This is a genomic window from Patescibacteria group bacterium (assembly GCA_040753135.1).
Classification (GTDB): Bacteria; Patescibacteriota; Minisyncoccia; order UBA6257; family Brennerbacteraceae; genus JBFMGR01.
In genome coordinates this window covers 1-16,044 of sequence record JBFMGR010000004.1, presented here as the reverse complement: position 1 = coordinate 16,044, position 16,044 = coordinate 1, and the positions used below count along the sequence as shown (strand labels likewise).

Here is a 16,044-nt window from a genome sequence, read left to right as displayed (position 1 = left end):
TTATTGGATAACAGTTCCGAGAAACTTTTGGTTTTTAAAGTATTTATTTAAATTAGCAAAATCTCTGCCGTTTAAAATTACTACTTTTAACCTTTGTTTTTCTGCGGCTTTGCTGGCAACTGGGTCAAACGGCAGATTCATTCCCGGAGTCCATTTATTGCCAATAAGTTTTCTATATTCTTTCCAAGAGATTTTGTTAATTGATTTTGCTTTTGAGCTCTTTTTGGGGTCTTGAGTATAGACTTGGGAGATATTAGTTAAATTCAGGATTGTTTTGATGCCATAATCTTGGCAAACCAAAACAGCACAGTAATCAGTTGACCAACCGGGTTTCCAGCCAGCGCAGACAACAACTTTTTCTTTGGCTTTTCTGATGATTTCATAATGTTTTAAAACATAAGGATGAGCAATATCTCGGAAAATCGTTCTGATTAAGTGAGCATTTAACCTGGTCGCATGAATCCCAAGCCAGTCTAAATCATCATAAGTTAGCCGGTGGCTTAAAACTTTTTTACCCGCATCGCGATAATGTCTGGCAATTTGACCTCCGCCAACAACAATAAAAAACTGGCTGTTTTTATTTTCAGCCAGTTTTTTGCGAATAAATCTATTGAATTTTTTTAAAAAAGCAATATCAATTCCATTTGGAACAACAAGAGAGCCCCCAAGGGAAATTACTAATTTGTTCTTAACCATTGTTTTTTAATAATAAAGAATAAAAATTTTTTGTCAAGACTAGAGTTGATTTGTTATCTTTGAGTTTAACAATTATAGCTATAGTTGACAATCTTTTAGTTCTTGATAGAATTCATTTCATAGCAGAAAATGCTTTATTTAACCGCAAAACTGCATAAATACAATCAAAATTTAGCCCTTCTTAACTTGGGAATGGTGATTTTGGCTATTATTCTTTTTGTCACTATTCAAAAGCTGGGGGGTTTATTAGAAAAATTTCCAATTACCAATTAACTAATTTCTAATAAAATTAATTTAAAACCTCCCAGCTCAAACCGGGAGGTTTTTAGTTCTTTGAAAATTAAATTAAAAAATAGGGGACTGGCGCTTAGATTAAAAATCTTTTTAATTTAAGCGCTGGTCTTCTGCTCATCTTCTTAAAGGAGAAGGAGATGGGTAAATTTTAAAGGACCAGCGGAGGAAGAAATGAAAAAAATAAAAACCTGTTGTTTTTATTTAATACTGGGTCCGGATCCGGGACCGGCACCCCCGGATCCTCTCCCTATGCCGCCGCCCGAGCCGGGCGACGGCGAATAACAATTTGTCCCGTCCTTTCGCAAAAAGGACGGGACGGCCTTCTTTAATTTTATTAAATTATGTCAAAATCAAACAAAATTATCTTTGCCGCGATGGCTCGGGATAATTTTTATCTTCGGGAGCATACTGTTAAGTTCATCCCGTTAAAAGATGATTAAAAAATGAAGAACATTAAGTTTAATCAGAGATCTTCTAACGGGATTTATTCTAGAACAAGGCGCTACTCCGGTTTGCGCTTTTATGATGTTTTCTTATTTTTTACTTGACAGTGTGGAAAGGCAGAGATTGATTGAGGCAAATAATGACCTGGTTAAAATTTCTGACGAGCTTTGGGTTTTTGGACAGATTACTGAAGGTGTGAAACAAGAGATTAAACTAGCTAAATCTTCGGGTTTGCTAATAAAGCATTTTTCCATCACTCCCTTGGGAAAAATTGATTCAGAAATCTTCTTTGAAGAGATAGATGAACTAGAACTAGGGCAGATTTAATCTTAATTTAAGCCGCTTAAAACAAACAGCCTCGGCTGAATAGCCGAGGCTGTTTGTTGGTGTGGGTGAGGAGGGACTCGAACCCTCAAGCCTCGCGGCACAGCATTTTAAGTGCTGCGCGTATACCGATTCCGCCACTCACCCAGGTTTCTTTTTATTTTTTCTTGCTCTATAAGTTGGTTTCAAACTATGACAATTGGGGCAAAGGATTCTTAAATTTTTGATTCTGTTATCGGTTCTGTCTCCGTTAATATGGTCAAGTTCGAGCGGCAGATATCCATCAAGTGTTTTTTCGGCCCAACCACATTCTTCACAGTATTGAGGTTTTAATCCTTCTTTGAAAAGTCTCTGTTTTACTTTATAAGTTTGAAAAGAACTGTTTTTGACTAATATTTTTTTGGTTGGAATTCGCGGCTTGCCGATACCCCGAAGTCCCAGATTCCATCCCTTTCCTTTGAAATGTGTGGTATCTGCCTTTAATTCTTTGATATATTTTTTAATTTGGTGATAATTTCCACCCGTGGGGCGTAACCCTAATTTAATCAGCGTTTGTCTATAACTAAAACTCTTTTTAACTGCTTCCTGAAGTTGTTTTTCTTCCCACGAACGTCCCTTTGCCATATATAGATTGTAATAAATGGTAAACACATCGTCAATATTTTTTTATGTGTTTTCCCATTAATCTAATGGCAGTTTTGCATCTTCTTTAGTTTTATCACCCGAGCGAATGAATTATTTTAATAATTTATCAATAAATTTTTCAAGAGGCGTCCTCCAATCATCTTCAAGCTGAGAAAACATCATTTTGATTAGATCTTTTTGTTCACGGTTTAACTTTTTCTTGGAAAATTTCATCAGTTTCTGAAAAATTCTTTTATCTTGAGCATTGTCAAAAATATATTTTGTTTTTGATTTTGGCGGAAACTTCATTTTAATTTTTAGCCGCAAGTTGTTAGTTAATTTTTGAGGCCTAGGCCGGATTCGAACCGGCGCATAACTGTTTTGCAGACAGTCGCGTTACCTCTTCGCCACTAGGCCCTGGGTTTATTCTACTTTTTCTCTTTATTTTTTTCAATTAAATCATAAACTTTGGCTTCATTGGAAACGCTTGGGTCGTATTTGAAATAAAGTTTGGGCAAGTTATAGGCCCTCATTCGCTTAGAAAGAAAAGAGCCCAAAAACCCGCTTGATTGATTTAAGTTTTTAATAATCTCTTCTTGATCTTGTTCCGGGAAAACAGAAACAAAAATGGTAGCCCGGGTTAAGTCTTTGCCTAAATGGACTCGAGTAATAGAGACGAAGTCTTTTGAAGAGTGTTCAAATTCGCGCTGGATTATCTGGCCCAGCTCTCTAAGAATTAACTCCTCTAATCTGGGAACCCTGTTTTTCATTCTCCCAAATACTTAATACTTGGTTAAGCTTTAAACTCTAAGATATCTCCCTTGGCAAATTCAGCCAGAGATTCGGTTTGTAAACCAATCTCCACCACAGCTTCAGCTGAATCCAATTCCTGCTTGTTTTTCTTGATGCTTAAGATTTTTCCGGCTTCGGTTCTTTCTTGATCTGGCTGATCTGGTTTGATTAAATAGAATTTTTGATTTTTCTTTGCTTTGCCTTCAAAAAGCTGGCCGCCGATTACTTGCCGGTTTTTTTTGTCTTTTTCAGAAAAAATTTCCAAAATCTTTAGTTTGCCAGAAATTTTTGCTTCAGTCGGTTTAGCCAATTCATCTAGGTATTCAGTTAGCTTTTCCATTAGCTCGTAAATAATCTGGCTTTGGAAGATAGCAATTTGCCTGTCTTTTAAATAATTTCCCAGTTCCTGATCCGGGCTGGACCTAAAACCAACAATAATTGATTTGGTTGTTTCTGCGGTTTTGATGTCAGTTAAGGTGATTGGCCCAACTGATTTTTCTATGATTATTGGAGCAAAGTTTGTTTCTTGAAAAATCTGCCTGATTATCGTTTCTAATGCCTCTAAAGAGCCGGTGACATCAGCTTTGAGAATCAAGAAAATGTTTTTTGTCTTATCTGCGACCGCGGTTTCTGGCGATGAATCAACGCTGGATTTTGTTTCTTTTTCAATTGCTTGAGCAACAAGGGGGCGAGCAGAAAATTTTTCTCCAACTTTAGGTTGATTGTCCCAGCCGGTGATAATTGCCGGCGAAGAAAAACTTAAAGATTTTTCTCTTTGGCCAAGAAAGTTTTCCAAGCTTTTTATCTTTGCCTCTGCCGAAGCAGTATAAATGGTTTTGCCTTGTTCAAGGGTGCCATTAAGAATAATTGCGGTGGCAATAATACCGCGATTAGGGTCAAGCGAGGATTCAATGATCACGCCTTCTGGTTCGGCATCAGGGCTTGCTTTTAAGTCTTCTAATTCAGCTACCAGAAGAATCATTTCTAACAATTCATCAATGCCCTGGCCGGTTTTGGCTGAAACTTGGACGCAAGGGATTTTCCCGCCCCAGTCTTCAACAAAAACTTCTAATTCAGCTAAATCTTGTTTAACTTTATCCGGATTGGCTTGGGGCAGATCAATCTTGCTAATCGCAACAATAAAAGGCAGATTTTCTTTCTGAATATAAGACAAGGCTTCTTTAGTTTGGGGCTTAATGCTTTCTTCTGCGGCAATAACCAAGACAGCAATGTCAGCAACCTTGGCGCCTCTTTCTCTGATTTTAGAGAACGCTTCGTGTCCCGGAGTATCAATAAAAGTGATCTTTGCGGTTTGTTTTGACTTTGTTAAAGAATGTTCTATTTCGTAAGCGCCGACATGCTGAGTGATTCCGCCAGCTTCCCGCCCCGCGACTGGGCGGGCGGCTTTTTGACCACCATGAATACGGATATAATCCAAAAGCGAAGTCTTGCCATGGTCAACATGGCCCATAACGACAACTACCGGCGGCCGCCCCATTAAACTGGGTCGAGTCTCGCCTTTGGCGGGCCGCGGAATCAAGTTTTCAGCACTTTTTTCAGTCATCTTGGTTTAATTTAACAAGCAGCCAATGGGCTGCTTGTTTATTTTAACAGATTTTTAAAAGTTTTGCGAAAAGATTTGCCACTAGCGGCAAAAATGTTAGAATAGAGAGTCAAGAAAAAGTGCCCGATTATTTTAGAATTGTTGATTCTCATAATGAGAAGCATTTACATAAAGTTAGATTTTCGGGGAGGAGTCGCATAGTTGGTCCATTGCGAGGGTTTGCTAAACCCTTGAGTCGAAAGGCTCGCGTGGGTTCGAATCCCACCTCCTCCGCTAGCCAAGAAAAAAACATTATGATAAAAAAAGTTTCACAAAAACTTCATAACGGGGAGAAAATTTTGGCCGAATGGAAAGCGCCTGAATTCAGAAATATTAAAAAACTGAAAAACTATTGGTTCGGCGCTTTGGCGGTTGGATTTTTTTTGGTTTTCTGGGCGATTTATTACTCTAATTACCTGTTTGTTTTTATTATTCTTATCAGCTTGTTTTTAATTTATTCTTTATTAGATTATCGGCCGAAAAACTACAAATTTATCATTACTGATTCAGGGGTTTGGGTTAATGACAAACTTTATCGGTTTATTGAGTCAGACCGGTTCTGGGTGGCGCCTTACGCGACTAAAAAAGATCGGTTTTTTATTCTGCACTTTCCTGGGCATCGAGACAGAGAACTTCGTTTGCCAATTCCCAGAGAAAGATTAGAGGAGCTTCGGTTGCTGATTAATGAATACGTGCCCCAATCAGAACACAAGTTGAGTTTATTTGACTTGATTGAGCAGACATTTCTGTAAATATTACTTTTGCGGTTTGGTTGCGGCGGGTGCGGCGGAATGGGCAAAAAATACAAATCCTGTGCCGTATTTTCTTTGAAAATATGGCGGGTAAAATAAAGCAGTTTATTTTGCCCCCATAGTTTAATGGATAGAATACAAGATTGCGGATCTTGCGATGGAAGTTCGATTCTTCCTGGGGGCACTAAACTTGGTATAATTTTAAGCTAGAAAAATTAAAATTTAGGTGGGGTGCGAGAGCGGTTTAATCGGGCAGTCTTGAAAACTGCTGTGTCAGAAATGGCACCGTGGGTTCGAATCCCACCCCCACCGCCAGTTGGGAAAAGAAAGGTTTGGCTTGCCTGTTATTTACACCTATTTCATTACAATACGATGGCAGATTTTGACAAACAAAAAATCATTGCTTTGGTTTTGGAAGAGCTTAAGAAAAGAAAGCTTGAGCTGATTAAAGTTGCTGAAGGGCTTTCTCAATCTGCTAAAGAAGCGCCAAAAAGCATGGAATCTTGGTCTGATTCTTCTCGGGTGGAGTTTAATTTAATGGGCAATCAAATTCGGACAGAGTTAGCCAATCTTGGCAAGGCAATCAGTTTTTTTGAAAAGTTTGAGAGTAATTTAAACGAGATTGTTCAGATCGGTTCGCTTGTTGGTTTAGTCAACAACAGCGAGAAAAAGTATTTTTTCTTAGTCCCAGAAAACAGCGGCGGGATTAAAATGGGATTATACAAACAGGAAATTTATACTGTCTCTGTTGAGTCTGAATTGGGCAAAATGCTGTTAGGCAAAAGAATTGGCGAAGGGGTAATTTTACCAAATAATAAAAAGTTTAAGATTGAAACCATAGCTTAAATTTTTGTCCTGCCAATCAAATTCTTCCAAAACCTGTTATGATAAAAACTGATGGACTCAGATTTTTTTACTATTTCGGTTGAAGAGTTAAAAGGCATTGGGCCTTATTATCTTAAGCGTTTAACCAAGTTAGGGATAAAAACAATCCGAGACTTGCTTTGGCATTTTCCGGTTCGGTATGAAGACTATTCGGATTTGAAAAAAATCAGCGAGATAAAAACCGAAGGCATTTGTTCGGCTTTGGGCAAGATAGAAAAAATCAGCACCCGGAAAGCGTTTCGGAAAAGATTGTTTATTACTGAAGCGGTTTTATATGATAAAACCGGCACAATTGATATTGTTTGGTTTGGCCAGCCGTATTTGAAAAGAACGATTCCTGAAGGCGCGATTGTGATTGTGTCAGGCAAGGTTCAGAAAAAAGATAATAAATTATTTTTTAATAATCCGGTTTATGAAGTGATTTACCGGTCAGCGCCGGCTTCGGTTTCAGAAGAAGAGATAGATTTTTCTCAACTAAAACATACCGCCGGGTTGATCCCGGTTTATCCGGAAACAAGAGGTCTGACTTCGCGGGGAATCAGGTTTTTGATTAAGCCGTTGATGGAAAAAGCAAAAAAACTGCCTGAATTTTTGCCCGAACCGGTTCTGAAAAATGCCGGGCTGATGGATTATAAAAAGGCGATTAAACAGGCTCATTTCCCAGATTCTTTAGAATTGGCCGAACAAGCAAAAAAACGTTTTGTTTTTGAGGAGATCTTTTTGACCCAGCTATTGCTTTTAGAGTTAAGGCAGAAAAACGCTTTATTAAAAGCGCCGCAAATTCCGATTGACATAGATTTTGTTAAGCAGATTTTAAAAACCTTAAGTTTTGAGTTAACCGAATCGCAGAAAAAAGCCTTGTGGCGAATAATCCGAGATCTGGCAAGGAAATATCCAATGAATCGGCTTTTGAACGGAGATGTTGGTTCAGGCAAAACCATTGTTGCTTTAATCAGCTTGGCTTGCGCGGTTAAAGCTGGATTTCAAGGCGTGTTTATGGTGCCGACCGAGATTTTGTCTTATCAGCATTTTCAAACTGCCGGCAAACTGTTAAAAGATTTTGGAATTGACATCTGTCTTTTGATTTCTAAAGAAGCGAGGATTGTTTCCGGAGAATTAGAAGGCGAACTGAAAAAATCAGCTTTAAAAAAAATAATTCAAGAAGCTAAGCCGGTGTTAGTGATTGGCACTCAAGCTTTGATTCAGAAAGATGTTGATTTTGTCAATCTAGGTTTAGTGGTGGTTGATGAACAGCATCGGTTCGGCGTTAGGCAAAGGCAGCAGCTTTTAGTGAATAATGAATCAAGAATTAAGAATAATGAACACAATAAAAGCATAATTCATAATTCGCCATTCCTAATTCCTCATTTATTGACGATGACCGCAACGCCGATCCCTCGGACCTTAGCTTTGGGACTCTGGGGTGATTTAGATGTCAGTTTTATTGCTGAACTGCCCAAGGGCAGGAAAAAAATTATCACTAAAATTATTTCCCAGAAACAGAGGGAGCAGATGTATCAATTTATCAGAGAAAAGGTTAAGGCCGGCGAACAAGTTTTTATTATCTGTCCCAGGATTGAAAAACCCGAAGATCAGGAATTTAGCTATGAAAAATATTTAAGGTTAGATACTAAAGCAGTTAAAGAGGAATATGAAAAGCTTTCAAAGGAGATATTCCCTGATTTGAAGCTGGATATTTTGCATGGCAAGCTTAAGTCTCGAGAAAAAGAGCTGGTAATGAAAAAATTCAGCGGCAAGGAGGTTGATATTTTAGTTTCCACTTCAGTAATTGAGGTTGGGATTGATGTTCCGAATGCGACGATAATGGTGATTGAGGGCGCGGATTATTTTGGTTTGGCTCAACTCCATCAGTTTCGGGGCCGGGTTGGCCGGGGGGAAAAGCAATCATATTGTTTTCTTTTGACTGAATCAGAATCTAAAGCTGCTCGCCAACGGTTATCGGCTTTTTCAAAGATTTTTGACGGCTTTAAATTAGCAGAACAGGATTTAAAGCTCCGCGGTCCGGGCCAGTTTTTTGGCGTTCGGCAATCAGGCATTCCAGATTTAGCCACCAAGGCGCTGAAGGATTTTTCTTTAGTGCTTTTAGCCCGGGAACAAGCCGAAGCAGTTTTGCAGGGTTCACCTAGATTAGAAAAATACCCTCGGTTAAAACAAGAATTGGAAAATTTCAGGCAACGAGTGCATTTGGAGTAAGATTAAGTTTTTTCTTTTATGCCTTCAACCCACCCCATTATGTTGTGGAATAAGTTTGTATTGTTAACTCTTATCATGACTGTTCCATAAGGGAGTCGATTAAATGGTCGTTTATTAGAGCTAGATTTGCTGATACCTAAATAAATTTTTCCGAAACGATTTTTGGGGAGACCAGTAATTTCTTGCCAAAAAGAAATAGTTTTTTCTCTCCTCATATGTTTATACATTCTTATATCTATTTTGATATTTTTTTCTTGTACTTGACAGATCTCAATTAAAAAACGGAGGAATATTTTAATAAGTTTTGGGTCGCTGTTTGTTAAAGGTTTGTTAAAGCAACAGGATGAGAGGTAATTTCTTTATTGTTGCGGATAATCGGGCGTTTATATCCTTCTGCCCAATAAAGGGAAGCCCCAATCAATTTGAGATCTTTTTGGCTCAATTTTGAAATGCTGCTCTTAGCTAATTTTCTTGTTTGTTTCATTCTTTCTTGAGCCTTTTTCGTCTGTTCTTTGCTTTTTTTAAGCAGCCCCTTTAACGATTTTTCTTTTATCCGTTTTCCCAATCGCGACTTTGCTCTTAGCGGAAGATTTAAATTATGAAACCAGCCAGAAAGAGTGCTTTTAGGAATTTTCAGAAGTTTATGTATCTCATTATAACTTCTCCCCATTTTTCTTAATTGTAATGCTTTACTTTTGTCTTTTCTCATAGTATTTATAATTTAAATTATACTACCTACTACCTTTAGTTCAATTATATAAAATTTGTTAAATATGGACAAGACTTTTTAACTTGATTTATTTGGGAAAATCTTTAAAATAAATTTTAAGCCGCAGTAGCTCATTGGTAGAGCAGATGCCTAATCTCTTCGGGCCGTTTCGCAGTAATGCGGAAATGAAAACCGGGTGAATTCGGGGGAAGTTCTGGTTAATAGAATAATCCCGAGCCAAGCCTCGCAGGACATTGGTAGCGAGGAAGGTGTAGAGACTAGCAGATGAGTTCCAACAATAATTCTGCATTTAGGACCTGGCACCCCTTATCGGGGTGATGAGATAGTCCCTTTCTTTGGTTTTTATATAAAAACAAAGGCTAGGAAGAGCATCGTGTAGGGGGTTCGATTCCCTCCTGCGGCACCAAAGTAATTCCAAAGCGAGTTAAAATTTTAGATTTTTTCGCAAAAAACTTTTTCGGTGAATCGGTGATGGGCCGTGTTTTTTTATTTTTTGAAAATGTTTTTTGGTGCCATAGCCCTTATGAACCTCAAAATTATATTGGGGATATTTTTTTGCCAATCTTGTCATTAGTTTATCCCGATAAACTTTAGCAATAATTGAAGCGCAGGCTAAAGAAAAAATCTTTTCATCGCCTTTGACAAAAGCATATTGATTTTGTTTAATTCCGGGAACTTTATCTTTGCCGTCAACAAAAACAATAAATTTCTTTTTCCTAAACTTTTTTATTGTTTGTTTCATTGCCAATAAAGTTGCTCGGCGGATATTAAGCTTGTCAACCGTCTTTGCTTGGCAAAGCGAGACTCGGAATTCAAGATTTTTTTGTTTTTTTAACCATGAAGATAAAATTTTTCTTTGATTTGGAGTTAGCTGTTTAGAGTCTTTGATTTTGATCGGCGGTTGAAGCGGTTTTTTGGCGGTTTTTTTAAAATAGACACCGGCAACTACCACCGGACCGGCCAAAGCGCCTCGGCCGGCTTCATCCAGAGCAATAATGGGTTTTTTATCCAGTTGAAAAAACTTGCTTTCCTGTTTAAAATTTGGATAGGTCATAAAAGCAATAGCAGTTAAGACCCCAGAGGCTTGCCTCAATTCTTTAACTGCGATTAATTTTTTAATTGGCTATGAAATTTGTCCATCTTCATCTTCATTCACACTACTCGTTGCTTGATGGTTTGTCAAAAATCAATGAGATTGTTAACCGGGCAAAAGAATTGAAGATGGACGCGATTGGCTTGACTGACCATGGCGTGATGTATGGCGTGGTTGAATTCTATAAAAAAGCAACTGCAGCCGGAATCAAGCCGATTGTTGGTTGCGAACTTTATTTAGCTAAAAGAACTCTGCATGACAAAGAGCCGCAGCTTGATAGCGGTTATTTTCATTTGCTTGCTTTTGCTAAAAATCAAATCGGGTATAAGAATTTAATGAAGCTGGTTTCAATCGGCCACCTGGAGGGTTTTTATTATAAACCGAGAATTGATAAAAATGTCTTGCGCCAGTATCATGAAGGGTTGATCGGCACTTCTGGCTGTTTGACCGGAGAAATTTCCCGAGCAATTTTGAATAACAAAAAAGAAAAAGCAAGAAAATTGGTTCAAGAATATTTAGATATTTTTGGCCAAGAGAATTTTTATTTAGAGGTCCAGCACCATCCGGAGATAAAGGAACAGCAGATTGTTAACGAAGAGGTGAAAAAGATTGCCAAAGAATTTGGCTTGAAAATGATTTTGACCTGCGATTCGCACTATCCCCGTCCGGAGGACCGCGATGCCCATGATGTATTTTTGTCAATCCAGACCGGCTCAAAGATAGATGATGAAGAAAGGATGTCAATGAAAGAGGCAGATTTTTCGATTAAAGACCCAGAAGTAATTTGGCAGGATATTAAAGATGATCCGGAAATGATTTCCGCTTTTGAGAACACGGTTGAGTTGGCAGAAAAATGCAATTTAGAAATTAATTTAGGAGAACCGGTTATGCCGGTTTTTCCTGTACCTCAAGGCGAAGATCCTAAATCTTATTTAAGGGCTTTAGTTAATCAGGGGTTAAAAGACCGCTATCCGGAAATAACCAAGGAGATAAAGCAAAGAGCAGAGTATGAACTGGGCATTATTATAGACAAGGGCTTTGCTGATTATTTTCTGATTGTTCAGGACTTTGTTAACTGGGCAAAAGATAACAGCATCTTTGTTGGTCCGGGCCGAGGCTCGGTGGCCGGTTCAATCGTTGCTTATGCGCTAAAGATTACTGATGTTGATCCGATTGAGCATAAAATAATTTTTGAACGATTTTTAAACCCGGAAAGAAAGATGTTCCCGGATATTGATCTGGATTTTCAGGACAACCGGCGCCAAGAAGTAATTCATTATATTGAGGAAAAATACGGCAAGAATCAGGTCGCCCAGATCCTGACTTTTGGGGTAATGAAAGCCAGGTTGGCAGTTCGCGATGTCGCCCGGGCTTTGGGCCATCCTTATAGTTTAGGCGACCAGATCTCCAAGTTGATTCCGTTTGATTCTAAAATTGAAGAAGCTTTAGCTTCGTCCCGGGAGTTGAAAGATCTTTACGAGACTAATCCCGATGCCCGCCAGGTAATGGATTTGGCCAAACGTTTTGAAGGCGTGGTTCGTCACGCCTCAACTCATGCGGCAGGAATTGTCATCGCTCCGGGAGAGATTACTGATTACTGTCCGCTTCAAAATGCCGCCCGTGGAGACAGCAATATCTGTACCCAGTATGATATGTATGCGATTGAGGATGTTGGCTTGGTTAAGATAGATATTTTGGGTTTGGCAAACCTGACCACAATTAAAAACGCTTCAAGAATCGTTAAGAAAATTTACAATCCTGATTTTGATCCGGACAAAATTCCCGAGGGCGACAAAAAAGCTTATGAGTTGCTTTCCCGGGGCGAAACCATTGGCGTCTTTCAAGTAGAGTCTTCGGGAATGCAGCGCTATCTGCGCGAGCTTAAGCCAACAGTGTTTGAGGATATTTTGTCTATGATTGCTTTGTATCGTCCCGGGCCAATGGATTCAATTCCTGATTTTATTGCCGCTAAGCACGGGAAAAAACAAGTTAAGTATCTTCATCCGGGCTTAAAACCGATTCTTGAACGAACCTATGGAGTGATTGTTACTCAAGATCAGGTGTTGGAGATTGCCCGATCTTTTGCCGGTTTTAGTTATGCTGAAGCGGATTACTTGAGAAAAGCGGTGGGCAAGAAGATTAAGAGTCTGCTTAATGAGCAAAAGGACAAATTTATTAGCGGCGCGGTTAAAACTTCAAAGGTTTCCAAAGACTTAGCCCAAAGAGTTTGGGATTTTATTGAGCCGTTTGCCCGTTATGGCTTTAATCGGGCTCATTCGGCTTGTTATGCCAGGATTGTTTATAAAACCGCTTATTTAAAAGCCCATTATCCGAGCGCTTTTATGGCCGCGCTTTTGACCTCTGATTTTGGCAATCTGGATCGGGTTGCCAATGAAATTAACGAGTGTTATCGCTTGGGCATTAAAGTGACCCCGCCGAGCATTAACGAATCGTTTGTTGAGTTTGGCGTTGTGCCGGAAACCGGAGATATTATTTTCAGCTTAGCGGCAATCAAAGGCGTTGGTGTGGGCGTGACTGAAATTATTCAGGAAGATCGAAAGCAGAACGGGCCATATTTATCTTTGACGAACTTTGTTGAGCGGATGCCGAAGAACATAATTAATAAGAAAACTATGGAGAGCTTGATAAAAGCCGGCGCTTTGGATGAGTTTGCTGACCGGGCCCAGCTTTTAGCCGGCCTGGAAGAGACTTTGAGGTTTGCTACTGCTTTGAGCCGAAACAACAACCACAACCAGATTGGTTTGTTTGGCGCGGGTATGTCTAAATCGGTGATTAAACTGCCCCGGGTGCCGCCAGCATCCAAAAAAGAAAAATTAACCTGGGAAAAAGAATATTTGGGTTTGTATTTGTCAGAACACCCTTTATCCGGGTATAAAAACCTGTTGGCTAAGCTAACTACGCCCTTGGCAGAACTTGCCAGCAGCAAATACGTTAATGGCAGAAGGATTAAGATTGGCGGGGTGATTGCTAACTGCCAGAGGATTATTACTAAAACCGGCAAGCCAATGCTTTTTTCCAAGCTGGAAGATTATTCAAACACCAGAATAGAGGTGGTGGTTTTTCCCAGCACCTTGGAAAAAAATCCGGTTCTTTGGCAAGAAGATAATGTTGTTTTGATTGAGGGCAAACTGAATAACTCAAATGGTGATTTAAAGGTTGTTTGCGAAAGAGCCGAGTTGGTTGAGAATATCTGATTATTGCTTTTCATTTCCGGTTCCTGTACAATGTTTATGCTATGAAGGTTTTGAACCGTTTTTTTCGGAGTTTTATTATTGCTTTGTTTGTCCTGATTGGATTATCAGTGCTTTTTTCTTTTTTTACCGGTTCGGAAGCGAAAAAACCCGAAGAGATTTCTTTATCAGAATTAGCCAGAAAAGTTGAAAACCAGGAAATTAAGAAAATCGAGATCTCTGAAGATCAGTTAAAAATTATCGATTATCAGGAGAAAGAGTTTGTTTCAGAAAAGGAAAAAGAAGCGTCTTTGACCGAAACATTGGTTAATTATGGCGTTAGCCAAGAAGCTTTAAATTGGGTGGAAATAAAAGTCAGCTCGAATTTGTTTGGCGGAGTTTTTTGGCTCTCAATATTGATTCAGGTGATTTTGCCGTTTTTGCTGATTTTAGGAATTTTCTTTTTCTTGTCTCGGCAAGCGCAAAAAGGCATGATGCAGAGCTTTAATTTTGGCCGAGCTAATATCCGTTTATTTGTTAACCCAAAAGAGAAAGTCAGCTTTAAAGATGTTGCTGGTTTAGATGAGGCAAAAGAAGAGCTGAAAGAAGTAGTTGATTTTTTAAAAAATCCAAAGAAGTTTTTAAATATCGGCGCCAGAATTCCCCGGGGTGTGCTTTTAATGGGCGCGCCCGGCACGGGGAAAACCTTACTGGCCAGAGCAGTCGCAGGTGAGGCCGGAGTGCCGTTTTTCCACATCTCTGGCTCTGAATTTGTTGAGCTTTTTGTTGGTGTTGGCGCTTCCCGGGTCAGAGATTTGTTTGTTACTGCGAAAAAAGCGGCGCCGTCAATTATTTTTATTGATGAAATTGATGCGGTTGGCCGGCAGCGAGGTTCTGGTTTGGGCGGCGGCCATGATGAACGGGAACAGACCCTAAACCAGATTTTGGTGGAGATGGACGGGTTTGACCGGGATACCAATGTGATTGTTGTTGCTGCAACTAATCGGCCTGATGTTCTGGATCCAGCTTTGCTTCGGCCGGGCAGATTTGACCGCCGGGTGATTTTGGATTCGCCTGATATAAAGGAAAGGGAAGAGATTCTGAAAATTCATATTAAGGATAAAAAATCTTCAGCTGCGATTAACTTGAACAAAGTTGCCCAAAGAACCCCGGGATTTTCCGGCGCTGATCTGGCCAACTTAATTAACGAAGCGGCAATCTTAGCGGCAAGAAAAAACAGAAAGCAGATTGAGCAGGAAGATTTGTTTGAAGCAATGGAAAAAGTGATTTTGGGGCCGGAAAGAAAAAGCCATATTTTGACTCAAAAAGAAAGAGAGATTACTGCTTATCATGAAGCTGGCCACGCTCTGGTGGCCGGATTTTTGCCCCACACTGATCCGGTTCATAAAATCTCTATTATCTCCCGGGGCCGGGCGGCTGGCTATACTTTAAAGTTGCCGGTTGAAGACAGGCATCTTTATTCCCAAACCCAGCTTTTGGATGAACTGGCAGTGATGTTGGGCGGTTATGCCGCAGAGAAGATTGTTTTTGGCGAATTAACCACCGGCGCCAGTAATGATTTGAAGCAAGTTTCAGAGCAAGCAAGAAAATTGGTTACTCAATACGGGATGTCGGAAAAAATCGGTCCCTTGTCTTATGGTCATTCAGAGGAGCTGGTGTTTTTAGGTCGGGATTTGGTAATGGAAAAAAATTATTCTGAGAAAGTTGCCGAAGAGATAGATAAAGAGATTAAAAGGTTGATTGATGAGGCGTTTGACAAAGCCAAAAAAATTATTAATCAGAAAAGAAAGTTCTTGGATAAAATTGCCAGAAGGCTAATCGAAGCAGAAACAATTGAAAAAGAAGAGTTTGAGCAGATGTTAAAATTGGAAAGCTCGCCTAAAAAAACTTCAAAAGAAGGTAAAAAATGAACTCAACCCAGATCCAAAAGCTGACTCAATTTTTTTATGAAATCGGGGCTTTAAGAAAAACTCTCCGAGCTCATCAGCAGACTTTGCTGGTTAATGACCCGTCTGACAATATTGCCGCTCATTCTTTTCGGGTGGCAGTGATTGGCTATTTTTTAGCCAAAGCTTTAAAAGCAGATGCAGATAAGGTGATAAAAATGTGTTTGATTCATGATTTAGAAGAGGCTCGGTCAGGAGATCAGAACTGGGTGAATAAAAAATACGTTAAAGTTTATGAAGAAGAGATTCGTGAAGAACAGCTGAATGGCTTAATTGGCGCTGAAGAATTAAAAAAAATAAGCCAAGAATATCAAGAGAGAAAAACTAAAGAAGCAAAGATTGCCAAAGATGCCGATTTATTAGACCAAATTCTTCTTTTGAAGGAGTATGAACATCAGGGTAATAAAGAGGCGTCCAATTGGTTAAACCCGGCAA

The 16,044-nt window shown here is 39.4% G+C and carries 15 protein-coding genes and 5 tRNA genes; 10 read left to right on the top strand and 10 right to left on the bottom strand.

Annotation, left to right across the window (positions count from 1 at the left end):
* Entirely contained in the window at positions 1-696 is a 696-nt protein-coding gene (gene pyrH, locus AB1721_01600) for a UMP kinase (GenBank protein ID MEW5805402.1), read from the bottom strand.
* A gap of 816 nt (positions 697-1,512) precedes the next feature.
* Between pyrH and AB1721_01595 the strand changes: the two genes are divergently transcribed.
* Positions 1,513-1,761: a hypothetical protein gene (locus AB1721_01595; GenBank protein MEW5805401.1), complete on the top strand. Its 249-nt coding sequence runs from the start codon at positions 1,513-1,515 to the stop codon at positions 1,759-1,761.
* 62 nt (positions 1,762-1,823) lie between these two features.
* Here the strand turns inward: AB1721_01595 and AB1721_01590 are convergent.
* The 6 genes from AB1721_01590 to AB1721_01565 all read right to left on the bottom strand — a co-directional run bounded on the left by AB1721_01590 (position 1,824) and on the right by AB1721_01565 (position 4,738).
* Positions 1,824-1,905, bottom strand: a tRNA-Leu gene (locus tag AB1721_01590).
* Entirely contained in the window at positions 1,900-2,409 is a 510-nt protein-coding gene (locus AB1721_01585) for an HNH endonuclease signature motif containing protein (GenBank protein MEW5805400.1), read from the bottom strand. The genes AB1721_01590 and AB1721_01585 overlap by 6 nt, the downstream gene beginning before the upstream one ends.
* 84 nt (positions 2,410-2,493) lie before the next feature.
* Positions 2,494-2,691 carry a hypothetical protein gene (locus tag AB1721_01580; GenBank protein ID MEW5805399.1) on the bottom strand — a complete coding sequence of 66 codons (198 nt, stop codon included), beginning with the start codon at positions 2,689-2,691 and terminating at the stop codon, positions 2,494-2,496.
* A 36-nt stretch (positions 2,692-2,727) separates the two neighbouring features.
* A tRNA-Cys gene (locus AB1721_01575) sits at positions 2,728-2,799 on the bottom strand.
* Positions 2,800-2,810: 11 nt separating this feature from the next.
* Entirely contained in the window at positions 2,811-3,152 is a 342-nt protein-coding gene (gene rbfA, locus AB1721_01570; GenBank protein MEW5805398.1) for a 30S ribosome-binding factor RbfA, read from the bottom strand.
* Positions 3,153-3,175: 23 nt separating this feature from the next.
* The gene (locus AB1721_01565) at positions 3,176-4,738 is read right to left on the bottom strand and encodes a translation initiation factor IF-2 (GenBank protein ID MEW5805397.1); all 1,563 of its coding nucleotides are present in this window, start codon (positions 4,736-4,738) and stop codon (positions 3,176-3,178) included.
* 186 nt (positions 4,739-4,924) lie between these two features.
* On the opposite strand from AB1721_01565, the gene AB1721_01560 reads away from it, so the two are divergent.
* From AB1721_01560 to recG, 6 genes are all read left to right on the top strand, one after another.
* A tRNA-Ser gene (locus AB1721_01560) sits at positions 4,925-5,011 on the top strand.
* 20 nt (positions 5,012-5,031) lie between these two features.
* Complete coding sequence (locus AB1721_01555; GenBank protein MEW5805396.1) at positions 5,032-5,529, top strand: hypothetical protein; 498 nt, start codon at positions 5,032-5,034, stop codon at positions 5,527-5,529.
* A 112-nt stretch (positions 5,530-5,641) separates the two neighbouring features.
* Positions 5,642-5,713: transfer RNA gene (locus AB1721_01550), tRNA-Arg, on the top strand.
* 41 nt (positions 5,714-5,754) lie between these two features.
* Positions 5,755-5,844, top strand: a tRNA-Ser gene (locus tag AB1721_01545).
* A 57-nt stretch (positions 5,845-5,901) separates the two neighbouring features.
* Positions 5,902-6,375: a hypothetical protein gene (locus AB1721_01540; protein ID MEW5805395.1), complete on the top strand. Its 474-nt coding sequence runs from the start codon at positions 5,902-5,904 to the stop codon at positions 6,373-6,375.
* A 51-nt stretch (positions 6,376-6,426) separates the two neighbouring features.
* Entirely contained in the window at positions 6,427-8,628 is a 2,202-nt protein-coding gene (gene recG / locus AB1721_01535) for an ATP-dependent DNA helicase RecG (GenBank protein MEW5805394.1), read from the top strand.
* 2 nt (positions 8,629-8,630) lie between these two features.
* On the opposite strand, the gene AB1721_01530 is transcribed toward recG, so the two are convergent.
* The 3 genes from AB1721_01530 to AB1721_01520 all read right to left on the bottom strand — a co-directional run bounded on the left by AB1721_01530 (position 8,631) and on the right by AB1721_01520 (position 10,412).
* Positions 8,631-8,843, bottom strand: a complete 213-nt coding sequence (locus AB1721_01530) for a hypothetical protein (GenBank protein MEW5805393.1) — start codon at positions 8,841-8,843, stop codon at positions 8,631-8,633.
* A 104-nt stretch (positions 8,844-8,947) separates the two neighbouring features.
* Complete coding sequence (locus AB1721_01525) at positions 8,948-9,337, bottom strand: hypothetical protein (GenBank protein ID MEW5805392.1); 390 nt, start codon at positions 9,335-9,337, stop codon at positions 8,948-8,950.
* A 445-nt stretch (positions 9,338-9,782) separates the two neighbouring features.
* Positions 9,783-10,412 (bottom strand): ribonuclease HII, encoded by a 630-nt coding sequence (locus AB1721_01520; protein MEW5805391.1) that lies wholly within the window; start codon positions 10,410-10,412, stop codon positions 9,783-9,785.
* Between the two features lie 71 nt (positions 10,413-10,483).
* Here AB1721_01520 and AB1721_01515 point away from each other — a divergent pair, with 71 nt between their 5' ends.
* The 3 genes from AB1721_01515 to AB1721_01505 form a co-directional block, all read left to right on the top strand.
* Positions 10,484-13,666 carry a DNA polymerase III subunit alpha gene (locus AB1721_01515; GenBank protein MEW5805390.1) on the top strand — a complete coding sequence of 1,061 codons (3,183 nt, stop codon included), beginning with the start codon at positions 10,484-10,486 and terminating at the stop codon, positions 13,664-13,666.
* 41 nt (positions 13,667-13,707) lie between these two features.
* Positions 13,708-15,573, top strand: a complete 1,866-nt coding sequence (gene ftsH / locus AB1721_01510) for an ATP-dependent zinc metalloprotease FtsH (protein ID MEW5805389.1) — start codon at positions 13,708-13,710, stop codon at positions 15,571-15,573.
* Positions 15,570-16,044 (top strand): HD domain-containing protein (locus tag AB1721_01505; GenBank protein ID MEW5805388.1); only part of this gene is annotated, 475 nt, incomplete at its 3' end. The genes ftsH and AB1721_01505, both read left to right, overlap by 4 nt.